Source organism: Cytobacillus sp. MT66 (assembly GCF_058792595.1).
Genome location: NZ_JBXAFB010000002.1, coordinates 174,294 through 193,359, shown reverse-complemented (window position 1 = coordinate 193,359; position 19,066 = coordinate 174,294). Strand labels below are relative to the sequence as shown.

At 39.8% G+C, this 19,066-nt stretch carries 22 protein-coding genes; 1 reads left to right on the top strand and 21 read right to left on the bottom strand.

What is annotated here, in order from left to right; translation table 11 throughout:
• Window positions 1-76: 76 nt before the first annotated feature.
• The 12 genes from hepT to AC1Q59_RS04140 form a co-directional block, all read right to left on the bottom strand.
• On the bottom strand, window positions 77-1,039 hold the full coding sequence (gene hepT / locus AC1Q59_RS04195; protein WP_492364535.1) for a heptaprenyl diphosphate synthase component II: 963 nt from the start codon (window positions 1,037-1,039) through the stop codon (window positions 77-79).
• 86 nt (window positions 1,040-1,125) lie between these two features.
• Window positions 1,126-1,830, bottom strand: a complete 705-nt coding sequence (locus AC1Q59_RS04190; protein WP_492364534.1) for a demethylmenaquinone methyltransferase — start codon at window positions 1,828-1,830, stop codon at window positions 1,126-1,128.
• Window positions 1,831-1,834: 4 nt separating this feature from the next.
• Entirely contained in the window at window positions 1,835-2,650 is an 816-nt protein-coding gene (locus AC1Q59_RS04185; protein ID WP_492364533.1) for a heptaprenyl diphosphate synthase component 1, read from the bottom strand.
• Between the two features lie 188 nt (window positions 2,651-2,838).
• Window positions 2,839-3,075, bottom strand: coding sequence for a trp RNA-binding attenuation protein MtrB (gene mtrB, locus AC1Q59_RS04180; RefSeq protein WP_492364532.1), 237 nt, complete (start codon window positions 3,073-3,075; stop codon window positions 2,839-2,841).
• Window positions 3,076-3,100: 25 nt separating this feature from the next.
• The gene (gene folE, locus AC1Q59_RS04175; protein ID WP_492364531.1) at window positions 3,101-3,667 is read right to left on the bottom strand and encodes a GTP cyclohydrolase I FolE; all 567 of its coding nucleotides are present in this window, start codon (window positions 3,665-3,667) and stop codon (window positions 3,101-3,103) included.
• Window positions 3,668-3,786: 119 nt separating this feature from the next.
• Window positions 3,787-4,059 (bottom strand): non-specific DNA-binding protein Hbs, encoded by a 273-nt coding sequence (gene hbs / locus AC1Q59_RS04170; RefSeq protein WP_492364530.1) that lies wholly within the window; start codon window positions 4,057-4,059, stop codon window positions 3,787-3,789.
• A gap of 611 nt (window positions 4,060-4,670) precedes the next feature.
• The gene (gene spoIVA, locus AC1Q59_RS04165) at window positions 4,671-6,149 is read right to left on the bottom strand and encodes a stage IV sporulation protein A (protein WP_492364529.1); all 1,479 of its coding nucleotides are present in this window, start codon (window positions 6,147-6,149) and stop codon (window positions 4,671-4,673) included.
• Between the two features lie 250 nt (window positions 6,150-6,399).
• Window positions 6,400-7,119 carry a YphF family lipoprotein gene (locus AC1Q59_RS04160; protein ID WP_492364528.1) on the bottom strand — a complete coding sequence of 240 codons (720 nt, stop codon included), beginning with the start codon at window positions 7,117-7,119 and terminating at the stop codon, window positions 6,400-6,402.
• A 39-nt stretch (window positions 7,120-7,158) separates the two neighbouring features.
• A complete protein-coding gene (locus tag AC1Q59_RS04155; protein WP_492364527.1) occupies window positions 7,159-7,362 on the bottom strand; it encodes a DUF2768 domain-containing protein in 204 nt (67 codons plus the stop codon).
• Between the two features lie 211 nt (window positions 7,363-7,573).
• Window positions 7,574-8,623, bottom strand: a complete 1,050-nt coding sequence (locus AC1Q59_RS04150) for an NAD(P)H-dependent glycerol-3-phosphate dehydrogenase (protein WP_492364526.1) — start codon at window positions 8,621-8,623, stop codon at window positions 7,574-7,576.
• Window positions 8,624-8,651: 28 nt separating this feature from the next.
• Window positions 8,652-9,962: a ribosome biogenesis GTPase Der gene (der, locus tag AC1Q59_RS04145; protein WP_492364525.1), complete on the bottom strand. Its 1,311-nt coding sequence runs from the start codon at window positions 9,960-9,962 to the stop codon at window positions 8,652-8,654.
• Window positions 9,963-10,172: 210 nt separating this feature from the next.
• A complete protein-coding gene (locus tag AC1Q59_RS04140; RefSeq protein WP_492364524.1) occupies window positions 10,173-10,781 on the bottom strand; it encodes a YphA family membrane protein in 609 nt (202 codons plus the stop codon).
• 129 nt (window positions 10,782-10,910) lie between these two features.
• Here AC1Q59_RS04140 and AC1Q59_RS04135 point away from each other — a divergent pair, with 129 nt between their 5' ends.
• Window positions 10,911-11,051: a YpzI family protein gene (locus tag AC1Q59_RS04135; protein WP_492364523.1), complete on the top strand. Its 141-nt coding sequence runs from the start codon at window positions 10,911-10,913 to the stop codon at window positions 11,049-11,051.
• Between the two features lie 77 nt (window positions 11,052-11,128).
• On the opposite strand, the gene fni is transcribed toward AC1Q59_RS04135, so the two are convergent.
• The 9 genes from fni to prsW all read right to left on the bottom strand — a co-directional run bounded on the left by fni (window position 11,129) and on the right by prsW (window position 18,919).
• Window positions 11,129-12,187 carry a type 2 isopentenyl-diphosphate Delta-isomerase gene (gene fni, locus AC1Q59_RS04130; RefSeq protein WP_492364522.1) on the bottom strand — a complete coding sequence of 353 codons (1,059 nt, stop codon included), beginning with the start codon at window positions 12,185-12,187 and terminating at the stop codon, window positions 11,129-11,131.
• A gap of 12 nt (window positions 12,188-12,199) precedes the next feature.
• Window positions 12,200-13,339: a 30S ribosomal protein S1 gene (gene rpsA, locus AC1Q59_RS04125; protein ID WP_492364521.1), complete on the bottom strand. Its 1,140-nt coding sequence runs from the start codon at window positions 13,337-13,339 to the stop codon at window positions 12,200-12,202.
• A gap of 91 nt (window positions 13,340-13,430) precedes the next feature.
• Window positions 13,431-14,012 carry a lysophospholipid acyltransferase family protein gene (locus tag AC1Q59_RS04120; protein WP_492364520.1) on the bottom strand — a complete coding sequence of 194 codons (582 nt, stop codon included), beginning with the start codon at window positions 14,010-14,012 and terminating at the stop codon, window positions 13,431-13,433.
• Complete coding sequence (gene cmk / locus AC1Q59_RS04115; protein ID WP_492364519.1) at window positions 14,009-14,689, bottom strand: (d)CMP kinase; 681 nt, start codon at window positions 14,687-14,689, stop codon at window positions 14,009-14,011. Before cmk ends, AC1Q59_RS04120 begins: the two co-directional genes overlap by 4 nt.
• A gap of 203 nt (window positions 14,690-14,892) precedes the next feature.
• On the bottom strand, window positions 14,893-15,084 hold the full coding sequence (locus tag AC1Q59_RS04110; RefSeq protein WP_492364518.1) for a YpfB family protein: 192 nt from the start codon (window positions 15,082-15,084) through the stop codon (window positions 14,893-14,895).
• A 90-nt stretch (window positions 15,085-15,174) separates the two neighbouring features.
• Window positions 15,175-15,828 carry a flagellar brake protein gene (locus AC1Q59_RS04105; RefSeq protein WP_492364517.1) on the bottom strand — a complete coding sequence of 218 codons (654 nt, stop codon included), beginning with the start codon at window positions 15,826-15,828 and terminating at the stop codon, window positions 15,175-15,177.
• Window positions 15,829-15,915: 87 nt separating this feature from the next.
• A complete protein-coding gene (gene ypeB, locus AC1Q59_RS04100) occupies window positions 15,916-17,265 on the bottom strand; it encodes a germination protein YpeB (RefSeq protein ID WP_492364516.1) in 1,350 nt (449 codons plus the stop codon).
• A gap of 14 nt (window positions 17,266-17,279) precedes the next feature.
• Window positions 17,280-18,116 carry a spore cortex-lytic enzyme gene (gene sleB, locus AC1Q59_RS04095; RefSeq protein ID WP_492364515.1) on the bottom strand — a complete coding sequence of 279 codons (837 nt, stop codon included), beginning with the start codon at window positions 18,114-18,116 and terminating at the stop codon, window positions 17,280-17,282.
• 131 nt (window positions 18,117-18,247) lie between these two features.
• Window positions 18,248-18,919 carry a glutamic-type intramembrane protease PrsW gene (prsW, locus tag AC1Q59_RS04090; protein ID WP_492364514.1) on the bottom strand — a complete coding sequence of 224 codons (672 nt, stop codon included), beginning with the start codon at window positions 18,917-18,919 and terminating at the stop codon, window positions 18,248-18,250.
• Between the last annotated feature and the right edge of the window lie 147 nt (window positions 18,920-19,066).

Genomic DNA, 19,066 nt, shown 5'->3' with positions numbered 1-19,066 from the left:
GAAATATTATCATTGTTTTGACAATTTTACAAGCAAGTAAAGGACAGGAAAAAGAATTAATGCAGGAACAAACACATCAAAAATTCCGTTTCCCTATCACTTTGGCAATATCTCTTAATGTATTTTTTGCCCTGTTTTGCGGAAGCTCTTCTAAGATGGCTAATGCCTTTTTAAGATAAAGATCACTAACTTGAAGCGACTTCTCAATGGCCCCAGAGCTTTTGATCAAGGAAATAATTTCATCCATTTCCGGACGCTCTGTATCTTCATTAACCTTGATGATTTTTTGCCTGATGTATTCATCTTCCATCGCATAAAAGACAGGCAGGGTGATATTACCCTGATGAAGATCATCCCCGGCTGGTTTGCCTAATTCTTTTTCAGTTCCAGTAAAATCAAGGACATCGTCAATAATTTGATAGGACATTCCCACATAATATCCAAACCGATAAAGCTTTTGATGGAGAGACTCTTCCACATCTGCAGCTATCGCACCGAGCTGGCAGCTTACTGCAATGAGAATCGCTGTTTTCCGCTTTATTCTCCTAAAATAGGTTCGGACACTTTGCTGAAAATTATATTTATCTTTGATTTGCTCAATTTCACCCAGGCATAATTCGACTAATGTATCAGCCAGAACCTTATGAGCATATGGTTTTTGGATTTCAGTTATTAGCTCCAGAGCCCGGGCAAAAATATAATCTCCCGTATACATAGCGACACGGTTATCCCATTTCGCTTTAATCGTTGGCTTACCTCTGCGTAATTCGGCATCATCAATAACATCATCATGAACAAGAGAAGCCATATGGATAAGCTCCAGTGAAACAGCTGCGTTTTTTATTTTGTTGATATCGTAATTCCCGAACTTTCCCGAAAGCAAAACAAGGACTGGACGGATTCTTTTCCCTCCAGCTTGCAATAAGTGCAAGGAAGCCTGATGTAATAAAGGAGACTCAGCGTGAACGGTCTCCTCAAGCGTCTGCTCGATATTTCTCAAATCTGCATTCAGAAATGAATACATCATTTTAAATTTCATTTCCTCTACTCACCCAGCTTAGATCCTGTCTGCAGCTTCCATACATGATGAAAAAAAGCATTCAGAAAAAAGATTTAAAAATGAATCTATTTTTTTCCCCCAATATGAACCGCTGCCACTCCGCCGCTGTATGGCTTATAGCTGACATTTGCAAAACCGGCTTTTTCAAACATCCGGGCAAGCTCTTTCATCCCAGGGAAATCTCTTGCTGATTCCTGCAGCCAGGAATACTCGTTATAGCTTTTGGCAAAAACCTTGCCAAATATAGGCATTATGAACCTGAAATAAAAATAATAGGCCTGTTTATAGCCGATAAGAGTCGGCTGCGATGTCTCTAGACATACCGCAATTCCCCCAGGCTTAACTACACGGTGCATTTCCCTTAAAACTTGCAAATAATCTGGAACATTTCTTAATCCAAATCCAATCGTTACATAATCGAATGTATTATCCGGAAATGGGAGCTCCATAGCATTGCCATGAATGAGCGTAATTTGATCCAATTTTTGTTCTTTGACTTTTTGCTCACCAATTTTCAGCATATTTTTGCTGAAGTCAAGGCCAGTAACTTCCCCTTCTTTACCTACAGCCTCAGCTAAAGCAATAGTCCAATCTGCTGTCCCGCAGCACACGTCTAATGCCTTTGCACCCGGGCGGACATTCATGCGCTTCATCGTATCCTTCCGCCATCTAACATGCTGCTGGAAACTGATGACAGAATTCATTTTATCGTAATTATCATAAATTTTTTCAAATACATGATGGACGCGTTCCTCTTTAGATTGTTGCATAATATTATCCTTCCTCCACAAATGTAATAGCTGCAGACCGATGCTGATTGATAATGGATTCAGTTCTTTGAGCTAATAATCCATTCATTAACGGGAGTTTACTCGCATGTTTTTGAAGCAGCTGGATTGTATGATCTAAATATTTGTCATATGCAATCAGCAAGTGGTTTTGCTGATCATTAGATGGTTCGTTAACATGATTACTTGGATAAAGAATCGTTTTCATTGCAGAGAACACTACAGAAGATTGATTCTTCATAAAAAGTTCTTTCTCCGCAATTAACCTTTTGACAAATAAAAAGTTAGCTGCAAACTCGCCCCAATCAGGATCATCTAATTGCTCTGTATAACGATCAAAAAGGGAGGATTCAATTTTTCTTACACTTCGCATTAATGTATCTACTGCTTCAGGATCTTTTTGATAAACAGTTATTTTATTTTCATTGACGTTTTTAATGCCGGTTGCCAAAGAGCGAATCATCTTTACATCTTCCAATTTAGAAAGTATATGATAATAAAGCGCGCTGTAATAAGTTCCAGCCAGAATGGTCAATTGTCTTTCCTTTAAATCTTCAGGCTTTAACTTTTCATTTGACACAAGCTCATGGGTATCAAGGGCAATTTGAACGAGCATTGTCGTCACAGCGTATTTCTCTAACTTGCTTTCTGGAAGATTTAATTGTTCAAGAACCGCAAGCAGCAGCAGAAGCTTATCTTCATCGATTAATGGAGAGCCAATATTCTTTAGCAAATAAGGGTGCCGGATTTTTTGTTCTAATTTTTCCTTCACATCTGCCAGTCTTTTGTTCACATCTCGCATGCCATCACCCTTGTTTTCCCTAAGTTTTCTTAGTTTCTCCAATTTAATAACTTATATAAAAGCTTATTTACAGCTAAATATGTCGTACATTACAATGATTTAAACAAAGCCGTGACAATTATATCATATCTGAAGTGGGGGTAACAGGAGATTTTCAGGAAAAGCGAAAAGCTCTAATATTGAATCAATTATTTCTTTGATTCGCTGTCAATCTCACCAAACCTTGTTAAAATTTCGGCATTGCCGCGAATTTTAATGGCAGAAGTATGCTCAGTGAATTGAGCAATCATTACTTCGCCCTGATCCAATTTTTCCGAGTGATGGAAACGTGTATCAGATCCTCTTGTTAATCCAATCACATTCACTCCATCTTCTTTTGCCTTAATAACGATATACTCATTACCCATAGGATTTTTTTCCTCCATATTTAACACCCTTTATCTAGATAAATTAGAATTTTATTAATGACAATACTTCTGATCGGGCAGCCTCATCATTGGCAAAAGTTCCTCGCACGGCCGTAGTGACTGTTTTAGATCCTGGTTTCTTTACCCCGCGCATAGTCATGCACATATGTTCAGCTTCTACAACTACCATAACGCCATGCGGCTCAAGCTTCTCCAAAATAGCATCTGCAACGGTTGCAGTAATGCGTTCCTGAAGCTGGGGTCTCTTTGCGACTGCTTCAACTGCTCTGGCTAATTTGCTTAAACCGGCCACTTTCCCATTACGCGGTATGTAAGCAACATGAGCTTTACCGAAAAAAGGCACCAGATGATGCTCGCACATTGAATAGAATGGGATATCTTTAACCAGAACTAGTTCCTCATGCTCTTCACTAAAAATTGTATCAAAATGATCTCTTGGATCTTCATTTAGACCAGCAAACATTTCTTCATACATTTTCGCTACTCTTTTTGGAGTGTCAAGCAGTCCCTCACGATTAGGATTTTCCCCTACCGCTTCTAATATTAAACGTATCGCATCTTCAATCTGCGTACGATTTACGTTAGCCATAAAACTTCCTCCTCAAGTCCACTTTCTCTTATCTAACATGTCAATATTAGCATATTCGCATAAAAAAAGAAAAAACCGCGAACGATTCGCGGTTTTTAAACAAAGCACACATTATGTACTTACTTTACTGCGTCTTTCAATGCCTTACCAGGTTTGAAAGCAGGAACCTTGCTTGCAGCGATTTCGATTTCTTCACCTGTTTGTGGGTTGCGTCCTTTGCGTGCAGCACGTTCACGAACTTCAAAGTTTCCAAAACCAATAAGTTGTACTTTGTCACCGTTTTTTAAAGCATCTAAGATTGTATCAAAAACAGCATCAACTGCTTTTGTAGCGTCCTTTTTAGAAAGCTCACTGCTTTCAGCAACTGCATTAATTAGTTCTGTCTTGTTCATGCCTTTCACCTCCTCCCAAAATGGATTAGCTAAAAACTGTCATATAAGGCTTTTACCTGCATGTTAAACAATTTTTCTGAATTCTAAACGTTGTAAACCATTTTCTTTGACATGCCCTATAATAAATCAAAAACGTAAAGTTTTCAATCTATTTTCTTTAAAAACCCTTTATCCACAAGGGTTGACGGCATTACAACGGTAATTCTGATAAAAGATTATCACAATCAATTGCAGGATTCAAGAAAATTCATGGTTTATTGGCAAACTTTTCTTATTTAGAGGGCGTTTTCGCCATTTTTTGGTTTAATTTGTTCACAAAAGGGGTAATTGGCTATAAGAAACGCACATGGCAAAGCATAACGACAGAAGAGGAAGCTGTCAATTCCCAAAAGTTAAAATTCACTTTTTTTATTGGTTTATGGTAATTATTAATATCTTAGTTGATTGGAACGGAAGGCGCGTAGACTCCTGGGGGATCAGCGTTGAAGTGAGACCCCGCAGGAGCCGTGCTCCGAGGAGGCTCGCAAAACGCCCCCCGGAAAGCGAAGCGCCTGGAGTGGAAATCAACGGTTTTGTTTACCAAAACAAAAAAAAGACCCCAAATTGGAGTCTTATAAGATAATCGCGATTAATCCGCCAGAACCTTCGTTAATAATTCTCTCTAAGGTCTCTTTTAGTTTATATCGTGCATTCTCAGGCATCATGGACAGTTTTGCCTGAATTCCTTCCCTGACGATTGAGCTTAGGCTTCTGCCAAAGATATCTGAATTCCAGATGGAAAGCGGATCATCTTCAAAGTCCTGCATTAAATATCTTACCAGTTCTTCGCTTTGCTTTTCAGTACCGATAATTGGTGAGAATTCAGATTCCACATCAACCTTTATCATATGGATCGACGGGGCAACTGCCTTTAGCCTTACGCCGAATCTGGAGCCGTGTCTGGTGATTTCAGGCTCATCAAGACTCATATCGGCTAAGGATGGGGCCGCAATTCCATAGCCAGTCTGTTTGACCATCTTTAAGGCATCAGAGATTTGATCATATTCAGATTTCGCATGAGCGAAGTCCTGCATTAACTCCAGCAAATGATCTTTGCCGCGAATTTCTACTCCAACAATTTCTTTTAAGACCTCGTCATAAAGATCGTCTGGAGCATAAAGATCAATCTCTGCAACACCTTGACCCATTTCAATACCTGCTAGACCCGCACGATCAATAAATTCAAAGTCGCTGAATTGCTGGACAACTCTGTCCACGTCACGCAATCTCTTAATATCTTTAACAGTTTCTTTCACTGCATCCTGGTAGCTCTCTCTTAGCCAGTGATCTTCATGCAAGACCATTACCCAGCTTGGAAGATTAACATTCACCTCTAGGACTGGGAACTCAAACAAGGCTTCCCTCATCACGTTCATTACGTCTGATTCACGCATGCCCTCTACACTCATGGCTAATACAGGGATATCATATTTTTCAGAAAGCTCTGCCCTTAATGCATCAGTATTCGGGTGGTGTGGCTGAACACTATTAATGATCATGATGAATGGTTTGCCAACCTCTTTTAATTCATTAATGACTCTTTCCTCAGCCTCAATGTAATTTTGCCTTGGGATTTCCCCAATGGTACCATCTGTCGTAATCACAACTCCGATGGTTGAATGCTCTTGAATGACCTTTCGCGTACCGATTTCAGCTGCCTCATGAAAAGGAATCGGCTCTTCATACCATGGAGTATTTATCATCCGCGGGCCATTTTCATCCTCATATCCCTTTGCTCCTGGGACCGTATAGCCAACACAATCTACTAAACGAATATTTACTTCCAAGCCTTCGTCTACGTGAATGGCAGCTGCCTGGTTGGGTACAAACTTTGGTTCTGTTGTCATAATGGTCTTTCCGGCCGCACTTTGTGGGAGTTCATCCTGGGTGCGAGCACGGTCAGCCTCACTGCTCATATTAGGCAAGACAACCAATTCCATAAACTTTTTTATAAAGGTTGATTTACCAGTTCTTACTGCTCCAACTACCCCTAAATATATATCGCCGCCCGTTCTCTCGGCAATATCTTTGAAAATATCTACCTTTTCCAAGAGATCCCCTCCTAAAATCTGTGGGATAATATTATCCTATCAAATACATTTGGACATTATATATTTATGATGTTGTCCTACTGTGTTATGACAGATTTTAATAATAAATACCCCGATTTCATATTATTTTTACTCTCATTATTTTTCTCTTAGATAGAAAAAGGAAAAATATAAAAAAGAAAAACCCTTCTCCTACAATATATTTGCAAGAAGAAGGGTTATGACAATTTCATAAGAAAACTTATGCACTTTATTTTTGCGTTTCAAGAAAAACTGGCTTTTTCCCTGTTTCATCAAGGGTATACGGCAGCGAATATGCCGGAACAAACAATGAATCTTCAACAAGGAGATGGCGAATATCCTTCCCAGGCTTTACTTGAGTTTTTTGGCCCTTTAAGGCTTCAATAAGATCTGGTGTATAATCAACATACACTTGTGCATCTGGAGTAACTACAAATGGAAGCTCTAATTGGCTGTAAGGACTTTGTGCAGATGGAGCTTCCTTTAAGCCAATTTTTGTGTAATCCAATGTATAAACATTGTCTGCTATCTGCTCATTATATGGAGGGTACCCTAGAGCGGCAATTCTCAGCTTAATATCACGAATCGCTTCAGGAATTCTTAAATCATAAATTTTCACCTTCGGGTCATCTTCCACATCTACAAGAACATATTGAAACACGCCTCCTGACTCATAGGCGTTTCCTGGCGCTTCAGCCATATATTTAGGAATTAATTTTTTGAAATCAATGGGATACTTTTGGTAAATAGGTGTTTCCTGATCTCTTGTCTTGATTGGCAGCAGGCCGCCGCTTTCCTCCTGATACTGCTTAACGGCTGTTTGCACAGCTTGTACCTGATCATCATAGGCAATCTGATTTTGTGCCAATTTTTCCTTTGGAAACATACATCCAGCTAACAAAGGGATAGCCAACAGACTAAGAATAAGTAACTGTAATCCTCTTTTCATCTTCATCAACCTTTAAAACTATGTATTTTTTAAATACGCTTATTCTGGTACGGGTCCTGAAAAGACAACAAGAAAAATAATAATTCCGGATACAACCATAAATGCATAAGCTATTATAGCTGAAATCATTTTTAAAACACTGTTCTTTAGTTTATAACGGCTTAAATAGATTAAAATAATAGATAAAGTCATTAACCCCATTGAACCCAGGGATATCCACATTTTCATTAATCCAGGGGACATACTCTTTAGCTCCTTTACCAAATGTATTATACCACAAAGTTAAAAAAACCGAATTAAAGAAGGGGCAGTTCTTTAACTCGGCGAAGTGACTAAATAACCCAAACTCCCTGTTCATTTTACCAGTTTGCTTCGTTGCATTGTATGCTAAAAGGAGCCAACTCGCATCCTCGAATGCCTATTTTTCTAATATATTATCGAATTTCAGCCATTTTTACTCATTTTCATCGTGAAGGAGGTTGGTCAGATCCTCCATTTCATGAGTTTTGCCTCGTGACATTAATAAATCCACGGCATCTTTTGCATTAACATTTTTAAAAAGGACATCATAGAGTACATCGGTAATCGGCATTTTTACATCATATTTTTCTGCCAATTGTTTTGCCGCTTTAGTTGTCCTTACCCCTTCTACAACCATGCCCATATTTTCAAGCACTTCATCAAGCTTCTGACCTTTTCCTAATAAATTCCCTGCTCTCCAGTTCCTTGAATGGACACTGGTACACGTGACAATCAAATCACCAATGCCAGCCAGTCCCGAAAACGTAAGGGGGCTTGCTCCCATTTTCATTCCAAGCCTGGCAATCTCTGCTAGGCCGCGTGTGATAAGGGCAGCCTTAGCATTATCGCCATAGCCCAGTCCATCGGTAATCCCCGCCGCAAGGGCAATAATATTTTTTAGCGCCCCGCCAATCTCGACACCAATGATATCGGGATTTGTATATACACGGAAATGCTGATTGATGAATAGGTCCTGAATTTTTTCAGCAGCATCCATATTCCTTGAGGAAACAGTAACTGTCGTCGGGTGTCTTAAGCTAACTTCCTCCGCATGGCTTGGGCCGGATAAAACAACAACGCTTTCCAGCAAGTGCTCCGGAACCTCTTGTTCAATCATTTCAGAAATTCGCATAAGCGTATCTGGCTCTATCCCTTTGCTGACATGTACAATGGTTACAGGCTCAGTAATGATCATTACAATTTTGCCTAAGACCTCACGAATAGCTTTAGTTGGGACGGCTAAGACCATTGTATTTACACCATTAAGGGCCTCTTCCAGCGAGGAATATCCGCGAATCCCCAAAGGCAAATCAATATCAGGCAAATATTTTTTATTCGTATGATGCTCATTAATTTCCCTTATTTGATCTGGTTTATGTCCCCATAGCCTGACATCGTGGCCATTATCAGCTAAAACAATAGCTAAAGCAGTCCCCCAGCTTCCAGCCCCAATTACCGCAATACTTTCCCTGTTATTATCCATACGATCACCCGCTTTTTGCATACGTTTTTTACTTTCTTTCCCTTGCATAGATCTTTATTGGTGTGCCTTCAAAGCCAAAGGCATCTCGAATTCGATTTTCAATAAATCGCTGGTAGGAAAAATGCAGCAGCTCAGGATCATTCACAAATATAACAAATGTCGGCGGTTTAACAGCAACCTGTGTAGTATAATATATTTTTAATCGTTTCCCTTTATCAGTCGGCGTAGGATTCATGGCAACGGCATCCATAACGATGTCATTTAATACACTAGTTTCAACCCTTAACGCATGGTTTTCACTGACTGTATTAATCATAGGTATTAGCGTATGAATCCGTTTTTTCGTTTTGGCAGAGAGAAATAAGATAGGCGCATAGCTTAAGAAAAGAAAATGCTCACGGATTTTCCTTTCAAATTCCTTCATGGTTTTCTCATCTTTTTCAACCGCGTCCCATTTGTTAACGACAATGATAACACCCCTGCCGGCTTCATGAGCATAGCCTGCAATCCGCTTGTCCTGTTCAATGATTCCTTCTTCCCCGTCAAGAACAACAAGAACTACATCGGAACGTTCAATAGCTTTCAACGCACGAAGGACGCTATATTTTTCAGTTGTTTCATAGACCTTCCCTTTTTTGCGCATCCCAGCTGTATCAATGATGACATATTTCCCACCGTTATAAGTAAGCTCAGAATCAATGGCATCCCGCGTTGTGCCGGCAATATTGCTGACAATTACGCGGTCTTCACCTAAGATGGCGTTAACTAGTGATGATTTCCCGACATTTGGACGTCCAATTAAAGAAAATCTGATTGTATCGTCATCATAATCCTTTTGGCCGTGTTTTGGAAAATATTTTGCTGCTTCATCAAGCAGGTCTCCTAAACCCAGACCATGCGCCCCAGAAATCGGAAAAGGCTCGCCAAAGCCAAGGGCATAGAAATCATAGATATGCTCCCTCATTTCAGGATTATCGATTTTATTGACGCCTAAAACCACGGGCTTTTTAGATTTGTAAAGAATTTTGGCTACTTCCTCATCTGCAGCGGTCACCCCATCTCTTCCATTTGCCAAGAAAATGATGACGTCTGCTTCATCGATAGCCACTTCGGCCTGCTGGCGAATTTGTTCCAGGAAAGGTTCATCACCAATATCGATACCGCCAGTATCAATAATATTAAAATCATAATTCAGCCATTCAGCTGAGCTATATATTCGATCCCGGGTAACACCAGGAACATCTTCAACAATGGAAACCCGCTCTCCAACAATTCTATTAAAAATTGTTGATTTACCTACGTTTGGACGTCCGACAATGGCAACTACAGGTTTTGCCATGAACATCACTCCTTTTTTCATGCACCGATTTCTTCAAAGGATCGTTCCTTGGCTATCCGCCAATGCAGCCTCCTATCCGAAACCATTTGCTAATATTCCTTATATAGAAAATAAACCCTTCCTAATCAATAGAAGGGATAACTTCATTATCTTACCAAAGCAAATCACTTGTCGCAAGCATGAACATAACGGCCGAGAAAATAGCCCTTTTTACGAAATCTTTTGTTTTCCTTTTTCAATCGGATTGATGTACCTGCTTAGGAAAATTGAAAGAAGCTCAATTACCCGCCATACAGAAAGAATAATAGCAGAAAGGAAAATCGTATCTAAGAAAGCAAAGGACCCAATTGTATAAGGAAATGGATACTTTCCAATCACCCAGGCAAACAAGAACTCACCCTGAAGGGCTCCCATAAAAATAATAAAGATTCTCTCCCATCCTTTATCCTGCAGTAGAAATGCAAGGGAAACAAGCAAAATAGCAAGCATCCAGTCCTTTGGGAAAATGACCCATACAGGATCAAACATAGCAAATAAATGAAAACAAGTATAGGCCAGCATGATAATAAGAGAGGAAATCAGCAAAGAGATGATTTTTACCCCTTTAAGCTTACTAGCCATTATAACCAAAGAAAAAACCATAAAAATGGCAGCTAAAGATATCTCAAAAGAATATATGGCGACTGTATGAGGTGCTAAAATAATCATTAGCATCAGCCAAAGGGAAAGCTTCAGCCGGATGGCACTGGTTTTTTTCAAGAAAAAAGTAGAAATGATCCAAAAACACCAGGAAATAAAATAAAATGTTATTCCTTCCATATCTCCACCTCCTATCATCCCCATTATTGCACGATTGTATGTACTTTAATCGGTTATTCATGAAGAAAGGTCGATAGGCCGAATAAAATCAATCACTACATTCCATCTTAATAAGAGGAGGTGTTTTGGATGGGTAATGATCGCCAGGAAAAGAAACTAAAACAGAGCAAACGAGTGGAATCGGATCGTGATCAGGCATTACACTACAAAGGTGCAACAAAAATGCAGAGTCCTGAGGAAGCAAGAGACCTTAATAATAATAAGTTATAAATAGAAGCAAGTTACCAAAAATTAAAAGCATAAATTTTTATGAACGGCAAAAAAGAGCTCCCTTAATCCGGAGCTCTTTATCTGATCGTTCTTTGGCTGTATTTTATTGTAGGAATGCCTCTTTCATTTAGCCAATGATGGGTGCTTCCAGCAATAATCAACGGCGCTTGCTGAAGTTCATTGATTGTTCTTGCTCCTAATGCTGTCATAATAATAGCAAGATCATCATGAATAGCTTTCATTTCCTCAATTAACGCCTCTATACCGTCGGTAATAAGGATTTTTAGAAAATACCCGGCAACACCTACAGCATCCGCTCCAAGAGCAATAGCCTTTGCAATATCCATGCACGATTGAATGCCTCCAGAACCTAACACGGATAATTGACCGGTTGCCTGTCTAGCCTCAGCAATTGAAACAGCGGTAGGAATTCCCCAGTCATCAAAATAGGTTAAGGCTGATTTTCGCCGGTGATTCTCGATGCGGGCAAAATTAGTTCCGCCAAAGCCGCCTACATCTACAGCTGTGACCCCAATGGACTGCAGCTGACTAACGGCCTCTTTATTCGTTCCAAAGCCCACTTCTTTAACAATTACAGGCACACCTGCGTGGTTTACAATGGCTTCAATTCTTTTTATTGCACCGCAAAAATCGCGGTCGCCTTCAGGCATGGTCAGTTCCTGCACTACATTTAAATGGATCTGCAGAGCATTAGCTTCAATCATATCAACCGCCGCTTTTGCTTGATCAATCGACGCCTCGCTGCCAAGATTTCCGATAATAATGCCGTTTGGAAATTCCTCTCTTACTACCTCATAGGTTTTTCTTTCAGCCGGGTCCTTGATAGCGGACATTTGCGATCCGACGGAAACTGCTAAACCAAGCTCTCTTGCGGCAATAGCAAGACTGCGATTAATTTCTAATGTTCGTTCCCCGCCGCCGCCTGTCATTCCATTGATAAAAATTGGCGAACTCAAACGAAGTTCGCCAATCTTTGCAGTTAAATCCGCCAGTTCCAATGAAGTGTCAGGCAAGCTTTGGTGGATAAAAGTAATATCACTAAAGCCTGTTTGGCTTTCCTGTCCTGTTTCCAGGGCTAATTGAATATGATCCCACTTGCGTTTAGATCTGGACACGATTTATCACCATTATTTTTTCAGATTCTTTAATTGATCACCAATCATTTCGCCAAGCTGGAAACCTTTTGTTTCTTCAGGAAGCTCATAATCTGATGGGTAATCTTCTTCTCTTTCCTGAAGCTCCTTAATGCTTAATGAAAGCCGCTGATCCTGTTCATTCACATCAAGAACTTTCACTTGAACCTCTTGGCCTTCTTTTAATACTTCGTGCGGTGTTGCTATATGCTTGTGAGCAATTTGCGAAATATGAACTAGACCCTCAACACCTGGGAATACCTCTACAAATGCGCCATAAGACACAATTCTCTTGACTGTTCCAGTAAGCGTGCTGCCTTTTGGTGCCTTTTCGGCAATATCTGTCCATGGCCCAGGCAATGTTTCCTTGATAGATAAGGAAATTCTTTCATTATTGCGGTCAATGCTAAGAACTTTAACCTGTACCTTTTGTCCTTCTTGTACAACGTCTGAAGGCTTGTCAACATGCTCATAGGATAGCTGAGAAATGTGCACAAGTCCATCGATGCCGCCAATATCAACAAACGCACCAAAATCAGTAATTCTTTGCACAGTTCCTTCCAATACTTGCCCAGCTTCAATGGAATCTAAAATTTGGCCTTTTTGTTTTTCTTTTTCTTCTTCAACAACAGCACGATGAGAAAGGATTAAACGATTTTTCTCTTTTTCAAGCTCAACGATTTTGAAGGTCATTGTCTTGTTTTTATATTCAGAGAAATCTTCTACATAAAAAGTTTCAACCAATGAAGCAGGTACAAATCCACGGACACCTAGATCAACAACCAATCCGCCTTTGACGACATCCTTAATTTCTGCTTCAAATACTTGGCCGCTTTGGAACTTTTCTTCAAGAGCTGCCCATGATTTTTCAGCATCCACCTTACGTTTGGAAAGAATAAGCGCTTCCTCTTCAACCTTAAGTACTTCCAGTTCAAGCTGGTCGCCTTCAGAAACAGCATCCCCAGCTTTTTCAACGTGAAGACTTGATAATTCACTAATTGGAATAATTCCATCAAGCTTACTATCATTGATGTTAACGATGACTTGCTTTTCTTCAACTTTTGTTACTTGGCCAGTGACTTTGTCTCCTACCTCGAAATTTTTCACTTCAACTTGGTTCAATTCTTCTGTCATATGTATTCCTCCTTAATCCAACCCAGCTAATTGATAAAGATTGCCTTTTAACTAACTTCTTATAAACAGTTCCTTTTGTCAAGCAAGAAGCCTATCGATGCTCATTTATCAGTTTGCGGATTTCATTCATAATTAATTCAGTGGCTTCTTCAGCAGATGCTCTCCTTGCCCGCAGTTCACTCATATCAATCGGCTTTCCATATATCACCTTCAGTTTTTTAAAAGCTTTATATGGGCCAACAATCGCACACGGCAAAATATGCGCTTCCGTCCTTAGAGCAAAAAAACCTGCACCAGCAAGACCCTTGCCGAGTTCGCCGTTTTTGCTTCTTGTGCCCTCGGGAAAAAGCCCAAGTACATGACCTTCTTTTAACAGTGCAAGGCCCTTCCTTAATGCTTCACGGTCACTCATGCCTCTTTTCACCGGGAACGCATTTAAATTAGGGAGCATTTTCCCTAGTATAGCCACATTAAACAACTCTTCTTTTGCCATAAAATGCACAGGTCTCGGGGCATTTATGCCAATAACAGGCGGATCAAGATTATCAATATGATTTGTGCACATCAGCACGCCGCCATCTTTAGGAAAATTCTCTCTTCCTATGACCTCAAATCGGTAGATAGGTTTTAAGATGCCATAGACAACTGATTTTGCGAAAGAATAAAACGTCAATTCCATCCGATCCTTTCTTGTGCCAAGGCCATTATTTTCTCAACAACCTGCTCAATGGTCATAGAAGTTGTATCAATTTCCACTGCATCTGCAGCTTTTCTCAATGGAGCTACCTCGCGTTCTGAATCCAGTCTATCTCTTGTGGAGATTTCCTCTTTTAATTTCTCCAAATCGGATGGAAATCCTTTTTCTATATTTTCATTATGTCGGCGGATAGCCCTTTCATCAACTGAAGCAAGGAGAAAAATCTTCACTTCAGCATTTGGAAGAACATGAGTGCCAATATCTCTGCCATCCATAACTACGCCGCCGTCTTTGGCAAATGCCTTTTGCCTGGCAGTCATTTCTTCCCTGACCATTTTATGCTTGGAGACGATGGATACAGCATTGGTAACCGCCGAGCTTCTGATGTCATTCGTTACATTCTGTTGGTCTAGCAAAATTAGCTGACCCTTACTTCCCGGCTGTAAATCGATATATGTTTCAGCCAGCAGCCTGGTCAAAAGCTCTTCACTTTCCAAATCCATATCGTTCTGAAGAGCTTTCAAGGTTAATGCCCGATACATGGCACCTGTATCTATATATACATATGAGAGTTTTTCGGCAACTATTTTCGCAACCGTGCTTTTGCCAGCAGCAGCAGGTCCGTCAATAGCAATAGAAATTTTCTTTGTCATAATACCTCCTATAAGAAAAGCGCAAGGCGCCCGCCTGCTTAACATATGGGCTCCTCGGAAAGCCTCGAAATTGAAATTTTACTATTATGTTCAGGTTAAGCTTTCCATTTTATTTTATCACATGCTGGCTCAAATAACCTTTTTTAATGCACTAGCTTGTGAAGAAAAATATATTAACAAGGAATAAAAAAAGGCAGGTGTAATCACCTGCCTCCTGACTGGCCTCTAAATACATTCAGCAGCTCCGAGAAATTATCATCAGTTACACCTTCATATTGGCTGAGCTGCAGCAATTCGGGAAAAATTTTTAATTCGTGCAAAAAAAACTGTGTTGTCAGTAAAAAAATCAATTGAATGATTACAACCTTTATTAAAATTCTTTCAAATGTTTTCATCAAATCGCCCCAAAAAATTTCTATATAAAATTAGTATAGGGGCATCTTGAAAATTTTATTCTATTTCCCTAAAAATGGAGCTTTACACCCTTATTCTAGTCCTTTTTTCCTTAGTGCAAGCTGTCTTTCAAAACAAAATCGGAGCAAAAGCTGCCTGTCAGCTGGCGTTATTTCAGCAAATTCAATAGACAAAAGCGGCTTTAATCCTTGTCGGTCAACGGATCTGATAATTTTGCCCGTTAAAGTTAAATAATGTGTTTCGCCATTTTGCATTGGCAGTACAAGCCAAGTCCTTACATCCGTATCTGGTACCAGCTTTTTGTTATCGGAAACAATCGCAGCTCCGCCTGCACTTATATCTTCAGTAACCGTTATAAAAGGAGCAAATTCACCATTCATCGGATGTATCGCCATATCCACGGATGTTTCAATACGGACAAATCTTCGGCGCTGAATTTTCAATAGGTTTTCTTTTCCTGGGTAGGATAGGGCAATCATCGGTATATTCGCTTTAACCCGGCGAAGGATCTCGCAATCAAAAAAATAAGCTGTGGAATCGTCTGCCACAAATGTTGCTTTTAGCTGTGTTCCATCAAGCAAAAATACTGTTCTTTCTGTTTTTACGTTAATGGGATAATCAATATAAATGACGTTAGGCTGTTTTTCAACAACCTTGCATCTATATTTTTCATGCGTTTCGCCTTTGCCCGTTTCTAAGGTTAAAATATCCCCAACTTTAATCATCTGACTCACTCTTTCAACCATCAATAGACTTTTAATAGTATTTTAGTCATATTATACCAAACAAAAAAGGAAAAGCGCATGCTTTTCCTAAACAACGTTTTCATAGATTTGCTCGGCATTTTTGAGTTTATCAATTTTTTCTTCGTGTCCGTTTTTTGCATTGATAAAAATTCGATAAGTGTCATTGCCCAGAGTACCCAGAAATTCATAGCAAAGGACTTCCTGATTTAGGTCATTGACGATAACCGCCAGCTGCTCTTCCATTACTTTTACATTTGGATTAATCGTGGAGCGCGCTTCTTTACTTGAAATCTCAGGGCTTGGAATTTCCCTTTGATGATGGGTTCTTAAATAATCCTCAGCAGAAAATCCAAGGATATTTCCATTATCCAATGCCACCTTCACCTTAATGGAATCCGGATAAATACGTACATTATTTTCATTTGTAACAAAGGTAAACACACCTACATGATCATATTGAGCACTTTCAAATAGATCAAGGCTTTTAAAATTATTATCCTTTAAGAATTTAATTGCCCTGGTGCTGGCCTCGTTAAGGCTAACATTTTGTTTATTGACATCTCTGGAAACAATAAACCAAATTGGATATCCGCCTTTTTTCGTAATATCCATATTTGCTTCCTGCTTAGTTTTCTCATCCTGTATTGATACGCTGAAAAACCCATAGCTAGAACCTTTTCCATTTTCTGTAACACGCACGTTTACTGGGTTTTTAAAGCCTGCATATTTCCTCGCAATATCCCCGGCTTCTTTTTTGCTGATTTCTTTTCCGGAGAGATACTGGAAGTTTTCATCTTCTTTCTGCATATTTACAAACGCAGGTCCAAATTCTGTATCACCATATTCACTTACTGTTTTTTCAACCGTCTTAAAACCATCGATAATGGTGTTATCCCCTGCTTCCTTCCCTGATGCAAGCGCTGCCTCCACATCCATCCAGCGTAGATTATTTTTCAGAACCATATGCTGGACTTTTCGGAGGTCATTCTGAATTTGTTCCGATTGCTTGTAAAGCTGCTGCAATGATTGGTACTCCTTATCATTTAACGGCTCTTTATCCAAATTCCGAACCGCTGCCCTATAGCTGAAATCCCCAATATTAGATAGGAACTCCTCCGTCTTATTAAAAGGCAGCAGTGTCAATGGAAGCTGGCCGACGTTTGCATGTGCCTCCGATGTCAATTTCCAGACATCTGCTAAAGCTGGTGATAATGATTTAGGCGAGTTCATTGCCAAGGTGGTACCTATTTTGTCGTGCAATAGATCGATTCGATAGGTTAAATCGTGGAATGCCCGCTGGTATTGATTTTCTGCATTAATTAAGATAGCATTTTTCTCTTGATGCTCCTGGTAGCCCCAATAGGCGGCCCCCGCTACACCCAGCGTTAAAACCCCAATCATGATTCCTCTTAACATTGTTCATCACCTCTCTATTTACAGAATATATGTTTACCGATTTGCTTAATTTGCGGACGTGACCAAATCCAAGGACTTGTCGCTGTATCAGGGTTGAAATAATAAATGGCATTTCCTGTCGGATCCCAGCCATTAATTGCATCTAAAACGGCTTTCTTTGACTGCTCATTAGGTGTCAGCCAAATTTGCCCATCAGCAACTGCTGTAAATGCGCGCGGTTCAAAAATCACCCCAGAAACCGTATTAGGAAAAGACGCGCTTTCCACCCTATTCAAAATGACGGATGCTACAGCAACCTGGCCGATATATGGCTCGCCTCTGGCTTCACCATGAACAGCATTGGCCATTAATTGAATATCGTTTTGGGAAAACCCATTCGGAACATTTGTCGCTGTTGGCTTTTGTGCGGTATTATTCTGCTGCGCGGGTGCCTGATTTGTCTTATTTCCTCCCTTTGTCTGCTGATTTAGCTCCACTCCGCCATAATGGGTGAATTTATTGCCCTTACGGATTTGTTCCTTTACATATTGCTCATTATATTTGGATGCTTTAACCAGCTTATCTTTTGTCCCCTGGCCCGCTATTCCGTCAATATCCAACCCAAATTCGTACTGAAAATTTCTCAATGCCCAATATGTACCCCAGCCGAATACACCATCAATTTTCCCATTATAGAATCCAAGATACTGCAACCGTGATTGAAGCTCGATAACGTCGTCTCCTACTGCCCCTTGCTGAATCACTTGATTTGAAAAAGCTGTCGCTGTTTCCTCCATCCCGCTCACCGGAATAAGCATGATACATAAGAAAACGATAAGAAATACCTTTGTTCTCAATATGTTCTTATTCATTGGCTGTTACCTCCAAAGTATTCTTTTAACGTTATCACTATATTTTGTAGTAGCTGGATTTTTATTCAATGATTTGGGATCACCGGCAAAAAGAAAGCACAAAAAAAGCTCTCTATTTAAAAATAGAAAGCTTACACCGATAGATTATTATTTAGATGCTCTGCGCTTAATTCTCTAGCTTTTTTGACCTTCCTTAGTGCGAGCCACCAGAGAAATATCATGAATGGAAACATAGCAAGAAGCCAATTTTCTTGTGTAATAAGGATATAATCATAAGATCCATGCAAAATTAAAGGAGCAATTAGAGAAGCCAGCAGCCATTTTGTTTTTTTGGTTGCCGTAAATTTCCCTTTTCCGATATAATAACCCATAATTACACCAAATATGGCATGGCTGGAAACAGGGAGCAAGGCTCTTCCAATGGCATGCTCTATTCCGTGTGCAATCAAATAGAGGATATTTTCAGCTGTAGCAAAGCCTAATGAGACTGAAGCACCATAAACAATGCCATCATATGGCTCGTCAAAGTCCTCATGCTGATAGATGGCGTAAAATAAAATAAACCATTTAAAGAATTCTTCTAAAAACCCAGCCGAAAAAAAGGCATGGATAAAGCTTGACTGGAATATATTTTCAACTTCTAATACGTATTGGATAAACATAATTGGGAAAACAAGCAAGGCTCCGAAGATAAAGGTTCTAAATACTGAGAAGACCGGCTCTGAATCATATTGATCTTTTAAATAAAAATAGCTTAATAATGCTAAGCCTGGAGCAATACCAGCAGATAAAATTCCCAGCATATGCGGCCCTCTCTTCCCATCAGATTTATAGCGCCTGAAATGGCCGCCATTACTTATCGTAACACGATACGAAAATAAATAAAATGGGTTTTCAAGATTTGGAATTAAACACTTCAAACGCTTATGATAGTTACAACAGGAGGTTAA

Excerpts from the sequence above, each read along its gene's own strand:
- AC1Q59_RS04185 (WP_492364533.1), bottom strand. The coding sequence starts at position 2,650 with ATGCGAGATGTGAACAAAAGACTGGCAGATGTGAAGGAAAAATTAGAA.
- AC1Q59_RS04155 (WP_492364527.1), bottom strand. The coding sequence starts at position 7,362 with ATGTCCCCTGGATTAATGAAAATGTGGATATCCCTGGGTTCAATGGGG.
- folE (WP_492364531.1), bottom strand. The coding sequence starts at position 3,667 with ATGGCTAACGTAAATCGTACGCAGATTGAAGATGCGATACGTTTAATA.
- AC1Q59_RS04190 (WP_492364534.1), bottom strand. The coding sequence starts at position 1,830 with ATGCAACAATCTAAAGAGGAACGCGTCCATCATGTATTTGAAAAAATT.
- der (WP_492364525.1), bottom strand. The coding sequence starts at position 9,962 with ATGGCAAAACCTGTAGTTGCCATTGTCGGACGTCCAAACGTAGGTAAA.
- cmk (WP_492364519.1), bottom strand. The coding sequence starts at position 14,689 with ATGACAAAGAAAATTTCTATTGCTATTGACGGACCTGCTGCTGCTGGC.
- ypeB (WP_492364516.1), bottom strand. The coding sequence starts at position 17,265 with ATGTTAAGAGGAATCATGATTGGGGTTTTAACGCTGGGTGTAGCGGGG.
- AC1Q59_RS04160 (WP_492364528.1), bottom strand. The coding sequence starts at position 7,119 with ATGAAAAGAGGATTACAGTTACTTATTCTTAGTCTGTTGGCTATCCCT.
- AC1Q59_RS04110 (WP_492364518.1), bottom strand. The coding sequence starts at position 15,084 with ATGAAAACATTTGAAAGAATTTTAATAAAGGTTGTAATCATTCAATTG.
- prsW (WP_492364514.1), bottom strand. The coding sequence starts at position 18,919 with ATGCTGGGAATTTTATCTGCTGGTATTGCTCCAGGCTTAGCATTATTA.
- rpsA (WP_492364521.1), bottom strand. The coding sequence starts at position 13,339 with ATGACAGAAGAATTGAACCAAGTTGAAGTGAAAAATTTCGAGGTAGGA.
- AC1Q59_RS04150 (WP_492364526.1), bottom strand. The coding sequence starts at position 8,623 with ATGGATAATAACAGGGAAAGTATTGCGGTAATTGGGGCTGGAAGCTGG.
- sleB (WP_492364515.1), bottom strand. The coding sequence starts at position 18,116 with ATGAATAAGAACATATTGAGAACAAAGGTATTTCTTATCGTTTTCTTA.
- AC1Q59_RS04140 (WP_492364524.1), bottom strand. The coding sequence starts at position 10,781 with ATGGAAGGAATAACATTTTATTTTATTTCCTGGTGTTTTTGGATCATT.
- AC1Q59_RS04135 (WP_492364523.1), top strand. The coding sequence starts at position 10,911 with ATGGGTAATGATCGCCAGGAAAAGAAACTAAAACAGAGCAAACGAGTG.
- AC1Q59_RS04105 (WP_492364517.1), bottom strand. The coding sequence starts at position 15,828 with ATGATTAAAGTTGGGGATATTTTAACCTTAGAAACGGGCAAAGGCGAA.
- mtrB (WP_492364532.1), bottom strand. The coding sequence starts at position 3,075 with ATGGAGGAAAAAAATCCTATGGGTAATGAGTATATCGTTATTAAGGCA.
- hepT (WP_492364535.1), bottom strand. The coding sequence starts at position 1,039 with ATGAAATTTAAAATGATGTATTCATTTCTGAATGCAGATTTGAGAAAT.
- hbs (WP_492364530.1), bottom strand. The coding sequence starts at position 4,059 with ATGAACAAGACAGAACTAATTAATGCAGTTGCTGAAAGCAGTGAGCTT.